Raw genomic sequence first — 18,091 nt, forward strand, 5'->3', positions numbered from 1 at the left:
TCCCGCTCATTAAAAGCGGGATTTTTTTATTGGGGAGATAATATCTTATATAAAACATGCAATTGTAAAGGACTTTCTTCTGGAAGCTTAGGATGTTTAAATGTCGATTGAAAAGACATTCCTAAGCGTTGCATCAGTTTTTCTGAAGGCTTGTTCTGTATTGCAGTAAATGCAACTACCGCATCTAACTTCAAATGAGTAAAAGCAAAGTTCAATGCTGCCTGCGCTGCTTCAAAAGCATACCCCTCCCCCCAATAATTTTTATCCAACCGCCAACCAATTTCTACACATGGCGAAAAATCAAATAAATCTGGTTGCGAATGTAAACCGCAAAATCCAATAAAATGATGCGTCTCTTTTAATTCAATCGCCCAAAATCCCCAACCCTGTTGTTCAATCAATTCAAATATTTTTAGTGCTAAGGCATCACTTTCAGCACGAGTCAAAGGACTGGGAAAATATTTCATCACTTGTGGATCAGAATTAAGGATAAAGAAAGGCTCTAGATCGGTTTCAAGCCTCCATGGACGTAATGGAGTTTCAATGGTTCTTGATACACCAGTATTCATTTTAGATTTCCAGCAAGTGCCAGTGTAAGATTTTGTTTGGCTTGTAATTCAAAATGATCTTGAAAAAAAGTCGTTTGATATAACGGTTGTTGCAGAAAAAAATGCGTTAACACCTGCTTACGTTTATGTTGATAAATTTCTGAATCAACCCAATCATATTCACATTGAATCTGTTGTTGATATTCTATAAACCGTTTAGATGTAGCCCCTAGAATTGCCAAATCAATATCCAATAACAGGTTTAAATCCTGATCGGAACTGGGGAAATGTTGTTTGGTCGCAATAATCCATTGCGAAATTTTAGCTAAGAGCGCGGTAGATAAATCATCTTTTAATAAATCCTGAAATAATGTTGCGCTACATGCTTCATTATCTGAAGTTTTAGGATTATAAACTGCATCATGAAACCACAGAGCCAGTTCAACTGCGCGGGCATCCTCAAGTAAATCCTGCACCTGTTCAAAGTGGAATAGACATTCACTTATATGTTGCAAAGTATGATAGGCGCGTTGGGATTCAGCATAAGCCTGCTTTAACACGTTTAGAACATTTTGACTATCATTAAAATGATAATTTTGCTCTAACCGAAGCCATGAACGATGAAGTATTTCGTTCCACATCGATCATCACTCCTGCTGTACTCTTAAGCAAGTTTCACCATTATTAAGCCTGTTCATCACGTTTAAATACCAGTTCAGATTCAGTGGAATTATCAGCATCAAAATAATAACCATCACCATTAAATGCTTTTAAGTCCTGTGCTTTTTCCAGTTTATTTTCAATGATAAAGCGTGCCATTAAACCTCTGGCTTTTTTGGCATAAAAACTAATCACTTTGTATTTACCATTTTTTTGATCGAGAAATACAGGTTTGATAATCTGCGCATCAATCAGTTTTTCATTGACCGATTTATAGTATTCATCTGAAGCAATATTCACTAGGATATCAGTTTTGGTGTGTTCCAAATCTTTAATGATCAACTGGGTAATTTGATCATCCCAGAACTCATACAAATTATGTCCGCGCGGATTGTGTAATTTGGTTCCCATTTCCAGACGATATGGCATCATCAAGTCCAATGGACGCAGTAGTCCATACAAACCCGATAACATGCGTAAATGGGTCTGAGCAAATTCGATATCTGCCTGTTTTAAACTGTATGCATCCAAGCCCGTATAAACATCACCTTTAAAGGCATAAATGGCTTGTCGTGCATTGGCAAGCGACAAATCAGCGGTCCAATCACGAAAACGATCTGCATTTAGAGTTGCTATCTTGTCACTGACACTCATTAGACTGGCAATTTGTGATGCTGATAGCTCACGGCAAACTTCAATCAATTGCTCAGACTGATTTAGTAGTCTTGGTAAAGTGTGTTTATCTGTTGGTAATGTGGTTTCATAGTCTAAAGTCTTGGCGGGAGAAATGACTGAAAGCATAAAAACCTCAATAAACCTGTAAATAAATAATAAGTAAGACTATAACACTTTCAGTCTCAAAGCGAATTTAGGATTTTGTTGACAATCATCGTTTATATAAATATCAATTGAAATAAAACACTTGATGAAGGTATCGGCTCTGGATCAAAGTAATGACCTTGATTTTGAGCCGTATTCACTCTTTTTATTTCACACTTTCCAATGCGGTTACCAACAACTTCCAGCATTTTTCGACCGTATCCACTTTCACCTGCTCTCCCGGTGCATGCGCACCTTGAATATCAGGTCCAAATGAGACCATTTGTAAATCAGGATAATGCTCAGCAATAATGCCGCACTCCAAACCAGCATGTATCACTTTTAAATGCGGTTCAATATTAAAAGCCGTCTGATAAGCCTGTTGTAGACATTTTAATGCCGCAGAATCTGGGTTAGGTGTCCAACCTGAAACCAGCGGTGTAAACTCAGATGCGATACCAGCTTTATTAAAATGTGCTGCAATCTCCTGAGAAAAACGTTCAGCTTCACGATTAACCATTGAACGCACCATAATCAAAGCTTTGGCTTGTTGTTGATTGAGTTGAACCACGCCAATATTGTTCGAGGTTTCAACTACATTGTCTAAAACATCACTCATTTTTGCCACCCCATAAGGACAAGTTGCCAAAGCACTTAACCACGAGGTTTGTTGTTGAGGATGAATCGCTTGTGTGACTGTTTGCTCTTTAAGTTCAACGTCAATTTTTAATCGATCATCAATCCCTTTTAATTTTTGTAGACATTGATTCTCATAGTTTTTGACATATTTTTGTAGCGTCTCTATTCGGCTTTCATCAATCAGAATCAAAGCTGTGGCTTCACGCGGAATTGCATTACGCGCACTACCGCCGCTAAATTCAACCAGATAAGCATCCAACTCAAATAAATACTGATGCAAAAATTTTGACAGGATGACATTGGCATTACCACGCCCTAAATGAATATCTACGCCAGAATGTCCACCTTTCAATCCAGTAACTGAGATTTCAACCGTTTTTAATCCCGATCGAGGAGCCGCGATATAGCTTAGCTTTTGATGAACCTCAACATCCTGACTACCCGCACAACCCAAGTAAAGCTCGCCCCATTCTTCGGTATCGATATTAAATAGCCACTTACTTTTAAGAACACCACTTTCAAGTAATCTCGCGCCACTCATGCCCGCTTCTTCATCTACAGTGAGTAAAACCTCAATTGGACCATGAGAAATATCATCGGATTCCAGTACCGCTAGCGCCAGAGCTACGCCAATGCCATTATCAGCACCCAATGTCGTGTCTTTGGCAACCAACCAACCATCTTCCAATATAGGTCGTATCGGGTCTTGCTCAAAATTATGAATCGTGCCCGAGTTGGCCTGCGTCACCATATCCAGATGACCCTGTAAAACCACACCTGTCACGTGTTCTTTGCCTTGGCTTGCAGCTTTACGAATCATCAGATTACCGACTTGATCCACATAGGTTTCCAAGCCTAATTGTTCAGCCCAAGCTTGCAGATGATCACGTAGTTTTTGTTCTTTTTTTGAGGGACGCGGAATTGTGCATAAGGTCTGAAAATGTTTCCAGACCAAATTTGGAGCAAGTTGGGAAAAATCGACTTGTGACATGTAAATTGAACTCTGGACAACGGCTTTAGATATTTAAAAATATACACCGCAACAACTTCCAGAGATACTGATAATTGTTGTGTTAGTTTTTCCACTCAAATGCAGTAAAGGTCTGATCTGATTTCAAACTATTTTCAACGGCCTGTGCCAACTGACGGATCACACTCTGAGTTTCTATTTTTTCAAACCAGTCTTGTTCTTCTTTGGGATAGGCCGTGATTTCACACATCAATTGCCCATCATCATTTTTTTGAGTACAGGTTACAGATAAAGGAAGCTGATGATTTTCAATATTCACTTCAACTTTTTGATGCTCATGGGCAATATGCTGGGCATCAAAGCCATACTCACCTAGTTGTTTAAATAAAAGTGCAGCCACATATTCCTGCGTAATACGGCATTCATTTAGCTCATGACCTTCATAGTGATGAGGACAATTCGCAATAAACTGTAGTTTTCTCATGTTGCGCACCCTGCATTTATAGTTATCACTGTCATTTAGCATAAAGCAATAAACAAACAGCAGCCAAGCCGAAACTCGACCGCTGTGTCACTATTATGTTAACCAGTATAGCGCAATCTAGCTGCTAAATTATTGGCTGACCTGAATGGTTAAGCCCGCACGATTTGCCAACTCGGTAAAAGTAGGAAAACTTGTCGCGACCGTTTCAGTACCCACAATTTTAATTTCTTCAGAAGTGCGTAAACCTGCCATACTAAAACTCATGGCAATACGATGATCATGATGCGACTCAATTTCACCACCTGTGAAAATTGCAGACCAATCACCTGATTTTCCTTTGCCTTGAATGATGATGCCGTCATCCGTAGGAGTACAATCGATGCCCATGATTTTTAAACCGTCTGCCATCACTTGGATACGATCAGATTCTTTAACGCGAAGCTCAGCCGCACCTGTTAAAATCGTTTGACCTTCTGCACAAGCTGCCGCAATGAATAAGGCTGGAAACTCATCAATCGCAAGTGGCACTTGGTCTTCAGGCATATGAATACCTTTTAGTGTACGTGTACCCTTAATATGAATGTCTGCAATGGGTTCACCGCCTGCGATACGTTCATTTTCCACAGTCAGGTCAGCACCCATCTGTTTTAAAATCTCAATTACACCGGTACGGGTAGGATTAATCCCAACTGCTTCAAGGATAACATCTGAACCTTCCGTAATCGCAGCACCCACCATAAAGAATGCGGCAGAGGAAATATCGGATGGGACTTGGATATCCGTCCCCGTTAATTTACCACCGCCAATGAGTGAAATTTTATTTCCTTCAGTTTTGACTTCATAGCCAAAAGCACGAAGCATACGCTCGGTATGGTCACGGGTAGGTTCAGGTTCAGTCACTGACGTTTCTCCCTCCGCCCATAGACCTGCCAATAAAATACCTGATTTGACTTGTGCAGATGCCATCGGCAAATCGTAGTGAATGCCTTTTAATGTCTGGCTGCCCGTAATGCTGACAGGTGGTGTTCCTTTTTCGCCTGTGGTCTGGATTTGAGCACCCATTTCACGAAGCGGTTTGGCAATACGTTCCATTGGACGTTTAGAGAGTGATGCATCACCCGTCATCACCGAATCAAACTTTTGTGCAGAAAGCATGCCCGAAAGTAATCGCATACTGGTGCCCGAGTTCCCCATATATAACGCGCCCGCAGGAGCTTTCAGGCCCTGCATCCCTACACCATGAATGGTCACTTCACCATTTTTAGGTCCTTCGATGCTGACTCCCATATCTCGGAAAGCCTGCAAAGTGGCTAATGCATCTTCGCCTTCCAGAAATCCCGTAACATGGGTGGTACCTTCCGCAATCGCACCAAACATGATGGAGCGATGTGACACAGATTTGTCACCCGGAACGGTAAATTTACCTTGAAATGATTTTTTTCCCGGTAGAATACTAAATTGCTGTGTCACCTTATTTTTCTCCATGAAGGGTTTCTGAGCTAACATATGATTAAAATGTTGACGCGCAGCCTGAGCATGCCCAAGCAGCCCCATCAGTGCATGTGAGTCTTCACTTTCAATCAGTTGTCGTAATTGAGCAAGTTGCTGTTCAAAACCATCAACAGCCTTGAGTATCGCAGTTTTATTGGCAAAAAAGATGTCATGCCACATTTGAGGATCACTGGCTGCAATCCGTGAGAAATCCCGAAAACCACCCGCCGCATAACGAAAAATGTCCAGATTATCTTCACGATTGGCCAGCTGCTCAACCAGATTAAACGCCATTAAGTGTGGTAAATGACTGGTATGTGCCAGCACTTCATCATGCTTTTCCACATCCATGCAAATCACTTCGGCTTTGGCCGCAGACCATAATTCAATTAATTTTTCAACCGCCCAATCTGCGCTACTTGGAAGTGGCGTTAAAATCACTTTATGATTAGCAAATAAATCAACTTTTCCTGCATGCACACCCGTATGTTCGCTTCCTGCAATCGGATGACCTGGCACAAAACCTACGGGCAAATCTTGCCCATACACAGCTTGAGCAGCAGCGACAACATTGCCCTTGGTGCTTCCTACATCGGTTAAAATCGCATCTTCACTTAAATAGGGTTTAATTTGTTGCAAAATTTTTTGTGTTGCACGAACAGGCAAGGCCAATATAACCAAATCTGCATCTTGCACAGCATCAATCGGATTTTGATAACCGACATCAATTAAACCTAAGGCTTTGGCATCATCCAGTGTTTTTTGCGAACGGGTCGAAGCTACCACTGTTTTTGCTAAATGTTCAGCCTGTATCACTCGTGCCAGACTCGAACCAATCAGGCCGAGTCCAATAAATGCGACTTTATGAAACAAAGGTTCTGGCGTCATGTGTATATCTAGATCCATAAGCAATATTTAAAAGGACAGTGTCATCTCTGTATCATGAAAAAATCAAGACAGAACTACAATACAGCTGCTGGATAAGAACCAAGTACACGTAACTCTTTAACAGTTGGTCGGATATCATTCAACGCTGCTTTGACATTTTCCTGATCAATATGCCCTTCTAAATCGATAAAGAACACATAAGCCCATTTTTCAGGCAAAGCTGGACGTGTTTCAATACTGGTCAGACTGATACCATGTTTTGCAAACGGCGCTAAAATATCCAGTAAAGCACCTGCACGATCATGTGCAGAAATCAAAAGCGAGGTTTTATCATTGCCACTTTGTGGAATTTTTTCACGACCGATGACTAAGAAACGTGTGGTATTTTCTGGGTTGTCTTCGATATTGCTATGTAAGATTTCAAGATTATAAAGTGATGCGGCAAGGTCAGAAGCAATCGCAGCCGAATGCCATTCGTTGCGAATACGACGCGCCGCTTCTGCATTTGAGTTTAATGCTACACGCTCAACACCTGGATAATGTGCATCAAGCCATTGACGACACTGTGCTAGTGTTTGCTGATGCGCATAAATCTGTTTAATGCTGTCTTTACGAGTATTTTCAGACACTAAAAACTGATGGTGGATGCGAAGCTCTACTTCACCAATCACATTCAGTTGCGAGGTTTTGAAGCAGTCCAGTGTGTGATTCACAATCCCTTCAGAGGAGTTCTCAACAGGAACCACACCATAATGCGCACTTCCAGCTTCAACTTCACGAAATACTTCATCAATGGTCGGTAATGGGCGCACGATCGCATCTTTACCAAAATGCTTAAGTACGGCAGACTGGGTAAATGTCCCTTCTGGCCCTAAAAATGCAATGCTTTGCGGCGCTTCCAATGCCAAACAAGCCGACATGATTTCACGAAATAAACGTGCCATCGTGGTATCAGATAATGGGCCTTTATTACGCTCCATGACTCTGCGCAGAACTTGTGCCTCACGTTCTGGTCGATAAAACAACGGATTTTCCTCGGCTGCAAATTTTGCTTTAGCTACTGCTTCAGCCAGACTTGCACGACGATTAATGAGTTCCTGAATCTGTTGGTCGACAGAATCGATATCATCGCGAATTTGTTGTAAATCGAGAGAAGTTGACGAGTTCTGATCATCATGGATCATTGTAATGCAGCCTCTGCAAATGGTTTGCGACAGTATATCAAGACTTGCCATGTTTGCTATAGCAATCGAGATCAGTCAAATGGATAAAATCCTGATTTTCACTTCACATCTTTGTTATTTATGTTTTAATACATTTTATTAAGAATTAATCTCATTTAATCACCTATTATGCTAAAACCTTTCCTCTACAGCATCTGTGCAATTTCACTGAGTGGACTAAGCTCATTGACTTGTGCGCAAAACAGTAATAATGCCCCTCTCCAAACAAAATCGAGCGAAGGACCTCGACTGGATTTACAACGCAAAGGCACCACTCAACAATTCAGCATGCAATCAAAATATACCCCTAATGAATATTTTATTCAGGTGTATATTCCCTATACACCAGCTCCGAAATCAGGCTATCCCGTTTTGTATATGCTAGATGGCAACGCGGTATTTAATAGTGCCAGCAGCATTGCTCAGTCGCTTGGTGGTGGTTCGGATAAAATGGGACTCGATCCCATTGTCATCGTAACAATTGGCTATCCAAGTGAAACCCAGTTTTCTGGTCAGCAACGTGCGCTTGACTATACGCCCTTGCCTAAAAATGATCCGCAAAAAGATGAACGATACCAATATGGCGGTGCAGATAATTTTCTGAAATTTATTCAAAATGAATTGAAACCGCGAATTCAGCAAGGAATCCAGATAAATACCCAACAACAAACTTTATTTGGACATTCATTTGGTGGTTTATTTACGCTGAATACTTTATTCGAATACCCGCAAAGCTTTAATCGTTATATTGCCGCTAGCCCCTCTTTGTGGTTCGATCAAAATGTGTTGGGCAAAGAGTTACAGCAATTCAAAGATAAAAAAACTGAACCTAAAACGCCAATTTTAGTGATGACTACGGTGGGAACTGCTGAAGGACGTGGACGTCCGCCTAGAGGTGCTCAACCGTCCAGTTCCAATTTCTTTGAAGATTTTAAAACATTAAAATCAGATCGACTTCATTATTGGCATTTTAACCATCCTGCTGAACAACACATTACCAATATGTATGCCAGTCTTCCTAAAGCGATTTTATTTGCTGCATGTAACAGTACTGAGAATTGCGAAAAATTATTTGATGAAAATTAAATATTTTAAAATCAATCACTTTGATCACAAAATTACAATTAATGACGCTTTCACTACAAAGCGTCAATGTTGTTTTTTTAATCAAGTCGTATTGTAATAATTCCTATAAAAAACCTTCCTGAAAAAGGGAGTATAGAGATGTCAAAAACAATTGCAGCTTTAGTGACGCATGATTTCGAAGATCTTGAATATTGCGAAACCGTTCATGCCTATCGTGCTGCGGGTCATAGCGTAATTAATATCGAACACCATGAAGGCAATATTGTGTACGGCATTCAACGCAAAACCTCAACGACCATTGATTTAGGCATTGATGATAGTGATGTTCATCATTTTGATGCGTTGTTTATTCCAGGCGGGGAATCCCCCGAAGCGCTGAGAAACGACGAACGATTTGTATTCTTCGTCAGACGTTTTGCCAATCTACAAAAACCGATTTTTATTTGCTGTTATGCACCACAACTTTTAATGCATGCAGGTGTAGTGAAAGGTCGGAGAATTTGCGCGATGCAAACCATTTTGAATGATCTGGAGGATGCAGGCGCGGTGTGTCTTAATCAAGACGTAGTGAATGATAATAATTTATACATCTCCTCTCGCAGTCCTGATTTATTTCCAAAATTTGTTGATGAAACATTAAAAGTACTACGTTTATAAAGCGTCTTACAAATAAAAAACGGTAGATAATCTACCGTTTTTTTATCTTTTTACATGGCCTTCATGATTTTCCAATGATGCCGCGCGCTACAATTTCTTTCATGATTTCATTAGTTCCACCATAAATACGCTGAATACGCGCATCCACAAAGAAACGTGAAATTGGATACTCGGTCATATATCCATAACCGCCGAATAATTGAAGCAAATTATCGGCAACTTTCATCTGCATATCTGTGCTAAAACTTTTAAGTGCTGCCGCTGTTTCGACATCTAATTTTGCCTCTTGATATAAGGCAAGGTTCTGATTATAAAAAGCAGCCGTGGCTAACTCATCAATTTTCGCCTGAGCTAAAACAAAGCGCGTATTTTGAAAGTTTGCAATTGGTTGACCAAAAGCCTGACGCTCTTTGACATATTTTGTAGTGACATCAATTGCACCACGAATCGCACCTAAAGCTGTGGCTGCAATCGCAGTACGCTCACGTGGTAATTCTTGCATTAAGTAGGCAAAGCCCTGACCTGGCTGTCCTAAAAGCTGATCTTTAGGCACTTGCACATTATCAAAGAACAGCTCGGAGGTATCCTGAGAATGTAGCCCAATTTTATCGAGATTGGTTCCTTTCTTAAAACCATCCAGATGTGTATCTACCAGTAAAAGCGATACGCCTTTGGCTCGGGCTTGTGGATCTGTCTTGACGGCAAGTACTACCAAGTCTGCATGTTGACCATTGGAAATAAAGGTTTTAGAACCATTTAAGACATAATGATCATCTTGCAAAATGGCACTGGTTCGCATTGCCTGTAAGTCTGATCCCGCACCTGGTTCTGTCATACCAATTGCGCCGACCACTTCACCACTGACCATTTTCGGAAGCCAATGTAGTTTTTGTTCTTCTGTTGCAATATGCAAAATATAAGGTGCAGCAATCTCGGAATGACATGAAATTGCAGTGGATAACGCCCCATAGCCAGCACGGGCAGATTCTTCAACTAACATTAAAGAATAATGGGTAGGTACGCCATAACCGCCATATTGTTCAGGTACATCGACACATAAAAAACCATTTTCACCCAGTGATGACCAGACTGAACGTGGCATAATCCCTTCACGTTCCCATTGTTCATAATGTGGGGCAATATGCTCATTCATATAACGTTTAAAATTATCGCGAAATAATTCCAGATCAGCATCATAAGCTAGCATGTGTACTTCCTTTTCAATATTGTTGTTCTATCTTGAGACTTAAAGATTCTCATGATTTTTACATAAAAAATCATCCTATATTGCGCTACAGATGAAAACTTTACAGTCAGATGTTGATTAAAAATACGCTTGATTTGTGAAATATTAAATAAATCATAACGCTTATTATCCTCCCATAAAAAATCCCCGATACACTAGCTTGCATCGAGGATCATATTTAGGGTTCTGAAGTTATTTCTTCTTCAGCGTTTTTTGATACTCTTGGTAGTACTCTTCTGCAAAACTTCGCAAAGAATTACCAATCGCAGCATATTGATATTCATTCAAATTCGCCAAAGATGCTCGACCTGATGGATGCTGTACGCCAAAACCTGAACCTGGTAATAGGACGACACCAGTTTCATCGGCAACACGGAATAATAATTCTGTTGGATTCATGGTTTTCATGATCCAATTCGCAAAATCATCTCCATAAAGTTGTCGTGAAGTATCTTCAAGGTTAATTAAAGTATAGTAATCAACCGAATTTGGATCTTGTGGCACTTCAACACCCAATTGACGATACAAGGTTGCATCACGTTCACGCACTACAGATTTAACCGCTTTTTTATAATCCTGACGTGAATCCATCATATTAAACAATGAAAACAGAACCATTTGAACTTGCTGAGGTGTCGAAAGACCCGCAGTATGATTCAGGGCGACATTACGACTGTCTGCGACTAATCGATCAATAAACTTGATGCTAGCAGGGTCAGTCGTCAATGAACCATAACGTTTCTCAAGTTCAGCTTTGTCCTTTTTCGATAAAGCTGCGATTTTTTTATCCAGAATGTTTTCTTTCGCAGTCGCGATAATTCCCAAACGCCAGCCAGTAGCGCCAAAATATTTGGAGAATGAATACACTAAAATGGTATTTTCGGGGCAAATCGCAAATAAAGATTTAAAGTTATCTGCAAACGTTCCGTACACATCATCAGTTAAGATCATTAAGTCAGGACGTTTTTTGACAATATCCGCCAAAATTTCCAGACCTTCATCGCTCATTTTTACAGAAGGTGGATTACTTGGATTAACGAGAAAAAAGGCTTTAATCGAAGGATCTTCGAGTTTGCGTAATTCAGATTCTGGATATTGCCATCCCATATTTGGATCTGCATGAATCAACACTTCTTCAAGCTGATAATCATTTAACTCTGGGATTTCAAGATATGGCGTAAAAACAGGAACACCAATTGCAATTTTATCACCATAGTCAATGAGCTTATTTTCTTTTAAAGAGTTGAAAATATACGCCATTGCAGCCGTACCACCTTCAACAGCGAACAAGTCCAGAGACTCTTTCGGCATGCCCTGCACACCCATTTCCCGCAAGATATACTCTTTAACGATAGATTCACTTACTCTTAACATGCGGTCAGGAACAGGATAGTTACAACCTAAAATACCTTCTACCATTTCAAGTAGAAAAGCATCTGCATCCAAACCTAATTGGTCACGTACATAAGAAATTGCTTTTCCTAAAAATACGACACCAGGTTTATCACGATTTTCCAGAACAAAATGATCAAATCGTTGTTGTAGACCGACAGGACGTGGAAATCCACCTAGGCCTTCTGGCATATAAGAAAAAGAAAACTCAGATTCTGTCGCAGAAAATAGACCTAACTGGAAAAAAGCACGGCGTGGAATTGTCGCTAAAAAATTGGGATTCCCGCGACCTGCATTCAGCATGATGCGATCTGTTTTACTCTGCGCCAGAGCAATGAGTTCGTCTTTTAATTCAAATGGGCTAAGTTTTGAATACTTGGAATAATCTACTTTGGCCATGAGAAGTGTCTCCATTATTAATTATAGTAAATCGTGTAATTATGATGTGGGTTGGTCATTAGACAGAGGTGGATCAGGAAATTTGAACAACACTTATAAGTGATATTTTGCTCCCCAAATGATGTTATAAACATCAATATATGGAGTATTTTATGGCACGTAGACCAAGAAGAAATCATTCAAATGATTTTAAAGCTAAGGTAGCACTTGCTGCGATTAAAGCAGAAAAAACACTTGCTGAATTGAGTGCTGAATTTGATGTTCATCAAAACCAAATTATCGACTGGAAAAATCAACTGATTTCAGCTTCCTCGCAAGCTTTCGATCAATCAAAAGCTCCAACAGAACCACCCATCGATCTAAAAAAACTACATGCAAAAATCGGTGAGCAGGCATTAGAAATTGATTTTTTAGAAGGTGTGTTGAAGAAACTGGGCCGCTTCAACCACAAAAGTTAATCGATGACTCACTTCAGATTTCAGTATCTAAGCAAGCTCAGCTGCTGAAAGTCTCCCGTGGTTGTTATTACTATCGCCCAAAACCTGTGAGTGCATCAGATCTGAAGCTAATGCGGTGTATGGATGAGTTACATATGCAATACCCTTTTGCAGGTAGCCGTATGATGCGTGATTTGTTGAATCGTCAAGGACATCATATAGGACGACGTCATACACGTACTTTAATGAAGAAAATGGGCATTAATGCGTTATATTGCAAACCAAATTTAAGCCAGGCTAATCAAGCTCACCGCAAATATCCATATCTGCTCAAAGGATTGGCTATTCAGCGCAGTAATCAAGTGTGGTCTACGGATATAACGTATATCCCTATGGCAAAAGGCTTTGTTTATTTATGTGCTGTGATTGATTGGCATAGCCGCAAGGTACTTGCGCATAGAGTATCGATTAGTATGGAGGTTACATTTTGCATAGAAACATTAAATGAAGCTATTGAAAAATATGGTCGACCTGAAATATTTAATACAGACCAAGGCAGTCAGTTTACCAGTGATGCATTTATTGATGTATTGAAATCAAATGGCATTCAAATCAGTATGGATGGTAAAGGTCGATGGGTTGATAATGTGATGGTTGAACGATTATGGCGGAGCGTTAAATATGAAGAGGTGTATCTCAAAGCCTACAGCAATGTTTTGGATGCGAAGAAGCAATTAAACGCATATTTTGAATTTTATAATTTGAAACGACCTCATTCGAGTCTGGACAAAATGACTCCAGATGAGTTTTACTATGACCAGCTACCACAACAAAATAAGGTAGCTTAACTAGAGCAGAGTATCACTTATAAATAAGCTTTTAGTTGTTCAAACATGTGGGACCACCTCTATATTTTGAAAAAAGGAATGACAATGAAAATTAAATTTTTAACAGTCTCATTGATGTTTATTTTGCCATTTTCTGTTTTGGCAGCAAATGGGCAAGTCGAAAAAGCGGTCATTGAATCAAATAATGCGTATAAAACGAAATATAATTTAGACGATATGACTGAGTTTAATCATGCGCAAAAAGGTTTTATTGCTAAGCCAACCGGTCAAATTAAAAGTGAGAAAGGCAATGTGATCTGGGATTTTGATGCATTTAATTTTTTAAATGATCCAGCACCAAATACTGTTAATCCTGCGCTATGGCGACAAGCAAAGCTAAACAACAATGTTGGTCTATTTAAAGTGACAGATCGAGTTTGGCAAATTCGTGGTTTTGATTTGGCAAATATGACCATTATTCAGGGTGATACTGGCTGGATTATTGTGGATACATTAACCTCCAAAGAAACGGCAGAAGCAGCACTTAAATTTGCTAGGCAGCATTTAGGTGAGCAAAAAATTTCAGCCATTATCTTTACCCATAGCCATATCGATCATTTTGGTGGGGCGTTAGGGGTTCTTTCTAGTGACGAAATTAACGCAAGAAAAACTCCAATTATTGCGCCACAAGGTTTTATGGAAGAAGCGACCAGTGAAAATGTAATGGCAGGTTCAGCCATGATACGTCGTGCGACTTATATGTATGGAACTTTTTTACCTAAGAATGCCGAAGGATTGGTGGATACTGGTTTAGGTAAGGCTGTTGCTGTGGGAAAAATGGGAATCCTTGAGCCTACACAACTGATCACCCAAGCAGAACAGAAAATGAGCATTGATGGTTTGGATTTTGTGTTCTATAACGTGCCGGGTTCAGAAGCACCTGCTGAATTAACATTCTCTATTCCATCACTGAAACTTTATAATGGCGCAGAAATTCTTTCGCATACCATGCATAATCTTTATACCCTTCGAGGTGCTAAAGTACGTGATGCCTTAAAATGGGTGGGCTATTTAGACCAAGCAATGCAGCATGCCAAAGCATCCGATGTATTGATTGCACAACATCATTGGCCGGTCTGGGGCAATGACAATATTCAAGATTTTATTAAAACCCAGCGAGATGTTTATAAATTCACTCATGATCAGACGGTAAGATATATGAACTCTGGTTTTAATGGTGCTGAAATTGCCGAGAAAATTCAGCTTCCAGCGGCACTTGATCAAAAGCTATATGCGCATGGCTATTATGGAACCTTAAAGCATAATGTAAAAGCGGTATACCAATACTATATGGGATGGTTCGATGCTCATCCTTCCAATTTAGATCCTTTACCGCCTAAAGCTGTTGCAAAAAAATATATTGAGTTAGCAGGTGGAGAGAACAATGCATTGAAAAATGCGCAGGATGCCTATGCTCAAGCTGACTATAGATGGGCTGCCGAGATTTTAAAACATATTGTGTTGAATAACCCTCAAAACCAACAAGCGAAAGACTTATTGGCAAATACTTATCGTCAATTGGGCTATGCTGCTGAGGCTTCGACTTGGCGTAATTTCTTTTTGGTGGGCGCTCAAGAGTTACAGAATAATGTACCACTACAAAATACCTCTGATCCGAGTGATTTATTGATTCACACGCCAACTGAAAGATTTCTTGAAGCCATGGCGACAAATTTAGATGTGGAAAATTTAAAAAATGAAAACCAGTGTATCAATCTGGTTTTGTCGGATACCCAAGAGAATTTTTCATTATGGGTTGAAAACTCAGTCATGCAGTTTAAACGTCATGATGACAGTAATGGTTTGGCATCGGATTGCCCAACATTAACCGTAACCAAGCCCTTATATCTAAAAATGATTACAGGTCAAATAGAAGGGGTAAAAGTCCTGCTTTCTAAAGACAGTAAAGTCAAAGGCAATCCATTGAAAATTGGAAAATTCTTTACAATGTTTAAACGTCCAGATTCAATTTTCCCAATTGTGACTCGACCAAATGGTTAGGGGGGAAATAACGAAACTTAAATGTGTAGGCTTAGATCAATAGCACAGAATAAAATGGGAGAACTTATTGACTCAGTTCTCCCATTTTTTATATCAGTATTAAAAAATATTTAGACATTTTAAGTAGGTCTATTTTCATTAGAGAATTTAAAAGAACAAGTCTCTTTATCAGCTAAAATATTATTTGGTATGACTGAACTAGGATTATATCCACATTGATGTATTCGGGAACTCGTATTAGCTTGAATTGTGAATTAGATAAGGCTCATCTATAATTAAATTCTTGCGTGTAGAAAATAGAGAAGTATGTCATCACAATCTCAAGTCGCTTCTACTCAGGTGACAAAAAGGCAAACCAAGCCAGCAGAAGTCCGAATTGATGAGCTGATGAATGCTGCACAAACGCTTTTTTTAGCAAAAGGCGTTGAAGCCACCACGATTAGTGAAATTATTGCCAGTGTGGGCGTTGCTAAAGGGACCTTTTATCATTACTTTGAATCGAAACAGCATATTGTTGAAGCCTTAAAAAAACGTTATATCGATTTTTTTATCGCGGCCTTAGACACAGCTGTTGCAACATGTGATGCTGAAGATTGGGTCAGTCAATTTAAGGTTTGGATCTCTGCCAATATACAAACCTATCTCGAAAGCTATGCTATACATGATATTGTTTTTGGTGCACATCACCATGAACGAAAAAATAATGAAAAAAATATGATATTGGAACAACTGCTGCAAATCTTAAATGGAGGGCAGCAGGCGGATATTTGGCATTTAGAACAGCCAAGATTAACCGCTTTGTTGATTTATTCAGGTGTACATGGGGTTGCAGATGAAGCAATTGCCAATCAACTACAAGATAGCACAGATTTTTCTCAACAAATTGCGCTGCAATATTTAAAAATGCTCCATCATGATGGCTGACTTTCACTATGACCTTGAATCATATAAATCGCTTCTCGTCTGATATTCTTTTATTATCAATTTTAATTAGAACCCTAAACGATGCATTTTAGAGGTGGATCAGGAAATTTGAACAACACTTATAAGTGATATTTTGCTCCCCAAATGATGTTATAAACATCAATATATGGAGTATTTTATGGCACGTAGACCAAGAAGAAATCATTCAAATGATTTTAAAGCTAAGGTAGCACTTGCTGCGATTAAAGCAGAAAAAACACTTGCTGAATTGAGTGCTGAATTTGATGTTCATCAAAACCAAATTATCGACTGGAAAAATCAACTGATTTCAGCTTCCTCGCAAGCTTTCGATCAATCAAAAGCTCCAACAGAACCACCCATCGATCTAAAAAAACTACATGCAAAAATCGGTGAGCAGGCATTAGAAATTGATTTTTTAGAAGGTGTGTTGAAGAAACTGGGCCGCTTCAACCACAAAAGTTAATCGATGACTCACTTCAGATTTCAGTATCTAAGCAAGCTCAGCTGCTGAAAGTCTCCCGTGGTTGTTATTACTATCGCCCAAAACCTGTGAGTGCATCAGATCTGAAGCTAATGCGGTGTATGGATGAGTTACATATGCAATACCCTTTTGCAGGTAGCCGTATGATGCGTGATTTGTTGAATCGTCAAGGACATCATATAGGACGACGTCATACACGTACTTTAATGAAGAAAATGGGCATTAATGCGTTATATTGCAAACCAAATTTAAGCCAGGCTAATCAAGCTCACCGCAAATATCCATATCTGCTCAAAGGATTGGCTATTCAGCGCAGTAATCAAGTGTGGTCTACGGATATAACGTATATCCCTATGGCAAAAGGCTTTGTTTATTTATGTGCTGTGATTGATTGGCATAGCCGCAAGGTACTTGCGCATAGAGTATCGATTAGTATGGAGGTTACATTTTGCATAGAAACATTAAATGAAGCTATTGAAAAATATGGTCGACCTGAAATATTTAATACAGACCAAGGCAGTCAGTTTACCAGTGATGCATTTATTGATGTATTGAAATCAAATGGCATTCAAATCAGTATGGATGGTAAAGGTCGATGGGTTGATAATGTGATGGTTGAACGATTATGGCGGAGCGTTAAATATGAAGAGGTGTATCTCAAAGCCTACAGCAATGTTTTGGATGCGAAGAAGCAATTAAACGCATATTTTGAATTTTATAATTTGAAACGACCTCATTCGAGTCTGGACAAAATGACTCCAGATGAGTTTTACTATGACCAGCTACCACAACAAAATAAGGTAGCTTAACTAGAGCAGAGTATCACTTATAAATAAGC

Annotated in this window: 15 protein-coding genes; 6 read left to right on the forward strand and 9 right to left on the reverse strand. The window is 39.5% G+C overall.

Annotated features, from left to right (window positions below; all coding sequences use genetic code 11):
• Positions 1-26: 26 nt before the first annotated feature.
• The 7 genes from F944_RS03300 to pheA all read right to left on the reverse strand — a co-directional run bounded on the left by F944_RS03300 (position 27) and on the right by pheA (position 7,683).
• The gene (locus F944_RS03300) at positions 27-569 is read right to left on the reverse strand and encodes a GNAT family N-acetyltransferase (protein ID WP_004986892.1); all 543 of its coding nucleotides are present in this window, start codon (positions 567-569) and stop codon (positions 27-29) included.
• The gene (locus tag F944_RS03305; RefSeq protein WP_004986896.1) at positions 566-1,189 is read right to left on the reverse strand and encodes an HD domain-containing protein; all 624 of its coding nucleotides are present in this window, start codon (positions 1,187-1,189) and stop codon (positions 566-568) included. The genes F944_RS03300 and F944_RS03305 overlap by 4 nt, the downstream gene beginning before the upstream one ends.
• 43 nt (positions 1,190-1,232) lie before the next feature.
• Positions 1,233-2,009: a peroxide stress protein YaaA gene (gene yaaA, locus F944_RS03310; protein WP_004986898.1), complete on the reverse strand. Its 777-nt coding sequence runs from the start codon at positions 2,007-2,009 to the stop codon at positions 1,233-1,235.
• A 184-nt stretch (positions 2,010-2,193) separates the two neighbouring features.
• The gene (locus F944_RS03315; RefSeq protein ID WP_004986900.1) at positions 2,194-3,657 is read right to left on the reverse strand and encodes an aminoacyl-histidine dipeptidase; all 1,464 of its coding nucleotides are present in this window, start codon (positions 3,655-3,657) and stop codon (positions 2,194-2,196) included.
• Positions 3,658-3,739: 82 nt separating this feature from the next.
• A complete protein-coding gene (locus F944_RS03320) occupies positions 3,740-4,120 on the reverse strand; it encodes a hypothetical protein (protein ID WP_004986901.1) in 381 nt (126 codons plus the stop codon).
• Positions 4,121-4,249: 129 nt separating this feature from the next.
• Positions 4,250-6,499 (reverse strand): bifunctional prephenate dehydrogenase/3-phosphoshikimate 1-carboxyvinyltransferase, encoded by a 2,250-nt coding sequence (locus tag F944_RS03325; protein ID WP_010589032.1) that lies wholly within the window; start codon positions 6,497-6,499, stop codon positions 4,250-4,252.
• Positions 6,500-6,573: 74 nt separating this feature from the next.
• Positions 6,574-7,683, reverse strand: coding sequence for a prephenate dehydratase (pheA, locus tag F944_RS03330; protein ID WP_004986906.1), 1,110 nt, complete (start codon positions 7,681-7,683; stop codon positions 6,574-6,576).
• 168 nt (positions 7,684-7,851) lie between these two features.
• Here pheA and F944_RS03335 point away from each other — a divergent pair, with 168 nt between their 5' ends.
• Both F944_RS03335 and F944_RS03340 read left to right on the forward strand, forming a co-directional pair.
• Positions 7,852-8,808, forward strand: coding sequence for an alpha/beta hydrolase (locus tag F944_RS03335; protein ID WP_004986909.1), 957 nt, complete (start codon positions 7,852-7,854; stop codon positions 8,806-8,808).
• 138 nt (positions 8,809-8,946) lie between these two features.
• Positions 8,947-9,465 (forward strand): DJ-1/PfpI family protein, encoded by a 519-nt coding sequence (locus tag F944_RS03340; protein ID WP_004986911.1) that lies wholly within the window; start codon positions 8,947-8,949, stop codon positions 9,463-9,465.
• 61 nt (positions 9,466-9,526) lie between these two features.
• Here F944_RS03340 and F944_RS03345 read toward each other — a convergent pair whose 3' ends face one another.
• Positions 9,527-10,672, reverse strand: a complete 1,146-nt coding sequence (locus tag F944_RS03345; protein ID WP_004986917.1) for an acyl-CoA dehydrogenase family protein — start codon at positions 10,670-10,672, stop codon at positions 9,527-9,529.
• Positions 10,673-10,903: 231 nt separating this feature from the next.
• Positions 10,904-12,502, reverse strand: coding sequence for a bifunctional aspartate transaminase/aspartate 4-decarboxylase (locus tag F944_RS03350; RefSeq protein ID WP_004986919.1), 1,599 nt, complete (start codon positions 12,500-12,502; stop codon positions 10,904-10,906).
• A 152-nt stretch (positions 12,503-12,654) separates the two neighbouring features.
• Between F944_RS03350 and F944_RS16660 the strand changes: the two genes are divergently transcribed.
• From F944_RS16660 to F944_RS16665, 4 genes are all read left to right on the forward strand, one after another.
• Positions 12,655-13,787, forward strand: a protein-coding gene (locus F944_RS16660; protein ID WP_223235881.1) for an IS3 family transposase whose coding sequence is annotated in 2 segments (ribosomal slippage) — positions 12,655-12,907 and positions 12,907-13,787 — 1,134 coding nt in all. Because the reading frame shifts where the segments join, the coding sequence is not laid out codon by codon here.
• Between the two features lie 84 nt (positions 13,788-13,871).
• The gene (locus F944_RS03365; RefSeq protein ID WP_004986921.1) at positions 13,872-15,827 is read left to right on the forward strand and encodes an alkyl/aryl-sulfatase; all 1,956 of its coding nucleotides are present in this window, start codon (positions 13,872-13,874) and stop codon (positions 15,825-15,827) included.
• 306 nt (positions 15,828-16,133) lie between these two features.
• Positions 16,134-16,751 carry a TetR/AcrR family transcriptional regulator gene (locus F944_RS03370; RefSeq protein WP_004986924.1) on the forward strand — a complete coding sequence of 206 codons (618 nt, stop codon included), beginning with the start codon at positions 16,134-16,136 and terminating at the stop codon, positions 16,749-16,751.
• A gap of 178 nt (positions 16,752-16,929) precedes the next feature.
• Positions 16,930-18,062 (forward strand): IS3 family transposase gene (locus F944_RS16665; RefSeq protein WP_223235881.1). Its coding sequence is split into 2 segments (ribosomal slippage): positions 16,930-17,182 and positions 17,182-18,062, totalling 1,134 coding nucleotides; the frame shifts between segments, so codons are not numbered across the junction.
• The last annotated feature ends 29 nt before the right edge of the window (positions 18,063-18,091 follow it).

It is taken from the genome of Acinetobacter ursingii DSM 16037 = CIP 107286, from assembly GCF_000368825.1.
Classification (GTDB): Bacteria; Pseudomonadota; Gammaproteobacteria; order Pseudomonadales; family Moraxellaceae; genus Acinetobacter; species Acinetobacter ursingii.

What these genes read in the sequence shown, in the direction of transcription:
- F944_RS03350 (WP_004986919.1), bottom strand. Translation starts at nt 12,502, where the DNA reads ATGGCCAAAGTAGATTATTCCAAGTATTCAAAACTTAGCCCATTTGAA.
- F944_RS03335 (WP_004986909.1), top strand. Translation starts at nt 7,852, where the DNA reads ATGCTAAAACCTTTCCTCTACAGCATCTGTGCAATTTCACTGAGTGGA.
- F944_RS03315 (WP_004986900.1), bottom strand. Translation starts at nt 3,657, where the DNA reads ATGTCACAAGTCGATTTTTCCCAACTTGCTCCAAATTTGGTCTGGAAA.
- F944_RS03320 (WP_004986901.1), bottom strand. Translation starts at nt 4,120, where the DNA reads ATGAGAAAACTACAGTTTATTGCGAATTGTCCTCATCACTATGAAGGT.
- F944_RS03365 (WP_004986921.1), top strand. Translation starts at nt 13,872, where the DNA reads ATGAAAATTAAATTTTTAACAGTCTCATTGATGTTTATTTTGCCATTT.
- F944_RS03370 (WP_004986924.1), top strand. Translation starts at nt 16,134, where the DNA reads ATGTCATCACAATCTCAAGTCGCTTCTACTCAGGTGACAAAAAGGCAA.
- F944_RS03345 (WP_004986917.1), bottom strand. Translation starts at nt 10,672, where the DNA reads ATGCTAGCTTATGATGCTGATCTGGAATTATTTCGCGATAATTTTAAA.
- yaaA (WP_004986898.1), bottom strand. Translation starts at nt 2,009, where the DNA reads ATGCTTTCAGTCATTTCTCCCGCCAAGACTTTAGACTATGAAACCACA.
- pheA (WP_004986906.1), bottom strand. Translation starts at nt 7,683, where the DNA reads ATGATCCATGATGATCAGAACTCGTCAACTTCTCTCGATTTACAACAA.
- F944_RS03305 (WP_004986896.1), bottom strand. Translation starts at nt 1,189, where the DNA reads ATGTGGAACGAAATACTTCATCGTTCATGGCTTCGGTTAGAGCAAAAT.
- F944_RS03300 (WP_004986892.1), bottom strand. Translation starts at nt 569, where the DNA reads ATGAATACTGGTGTATCAAGAACCATTGAAACTCCATTACGTCCATGG.
- F944_RS03340 (WP_004986911.1), top strand. Translation starts at nt 8,947, where the DNA reads ATGTCAAAAACAATTGCAGCTTTAGTGACGCATGATTTCGAAGATCTT.
- F944_RS03325 (WP_010589032.1), bottom strand. Translation starts at nt 6,499, where the DNA reads ATGACGCCAGAACCTTTGTTTCATAAAGTCGCATTTATTGGACTCGGC.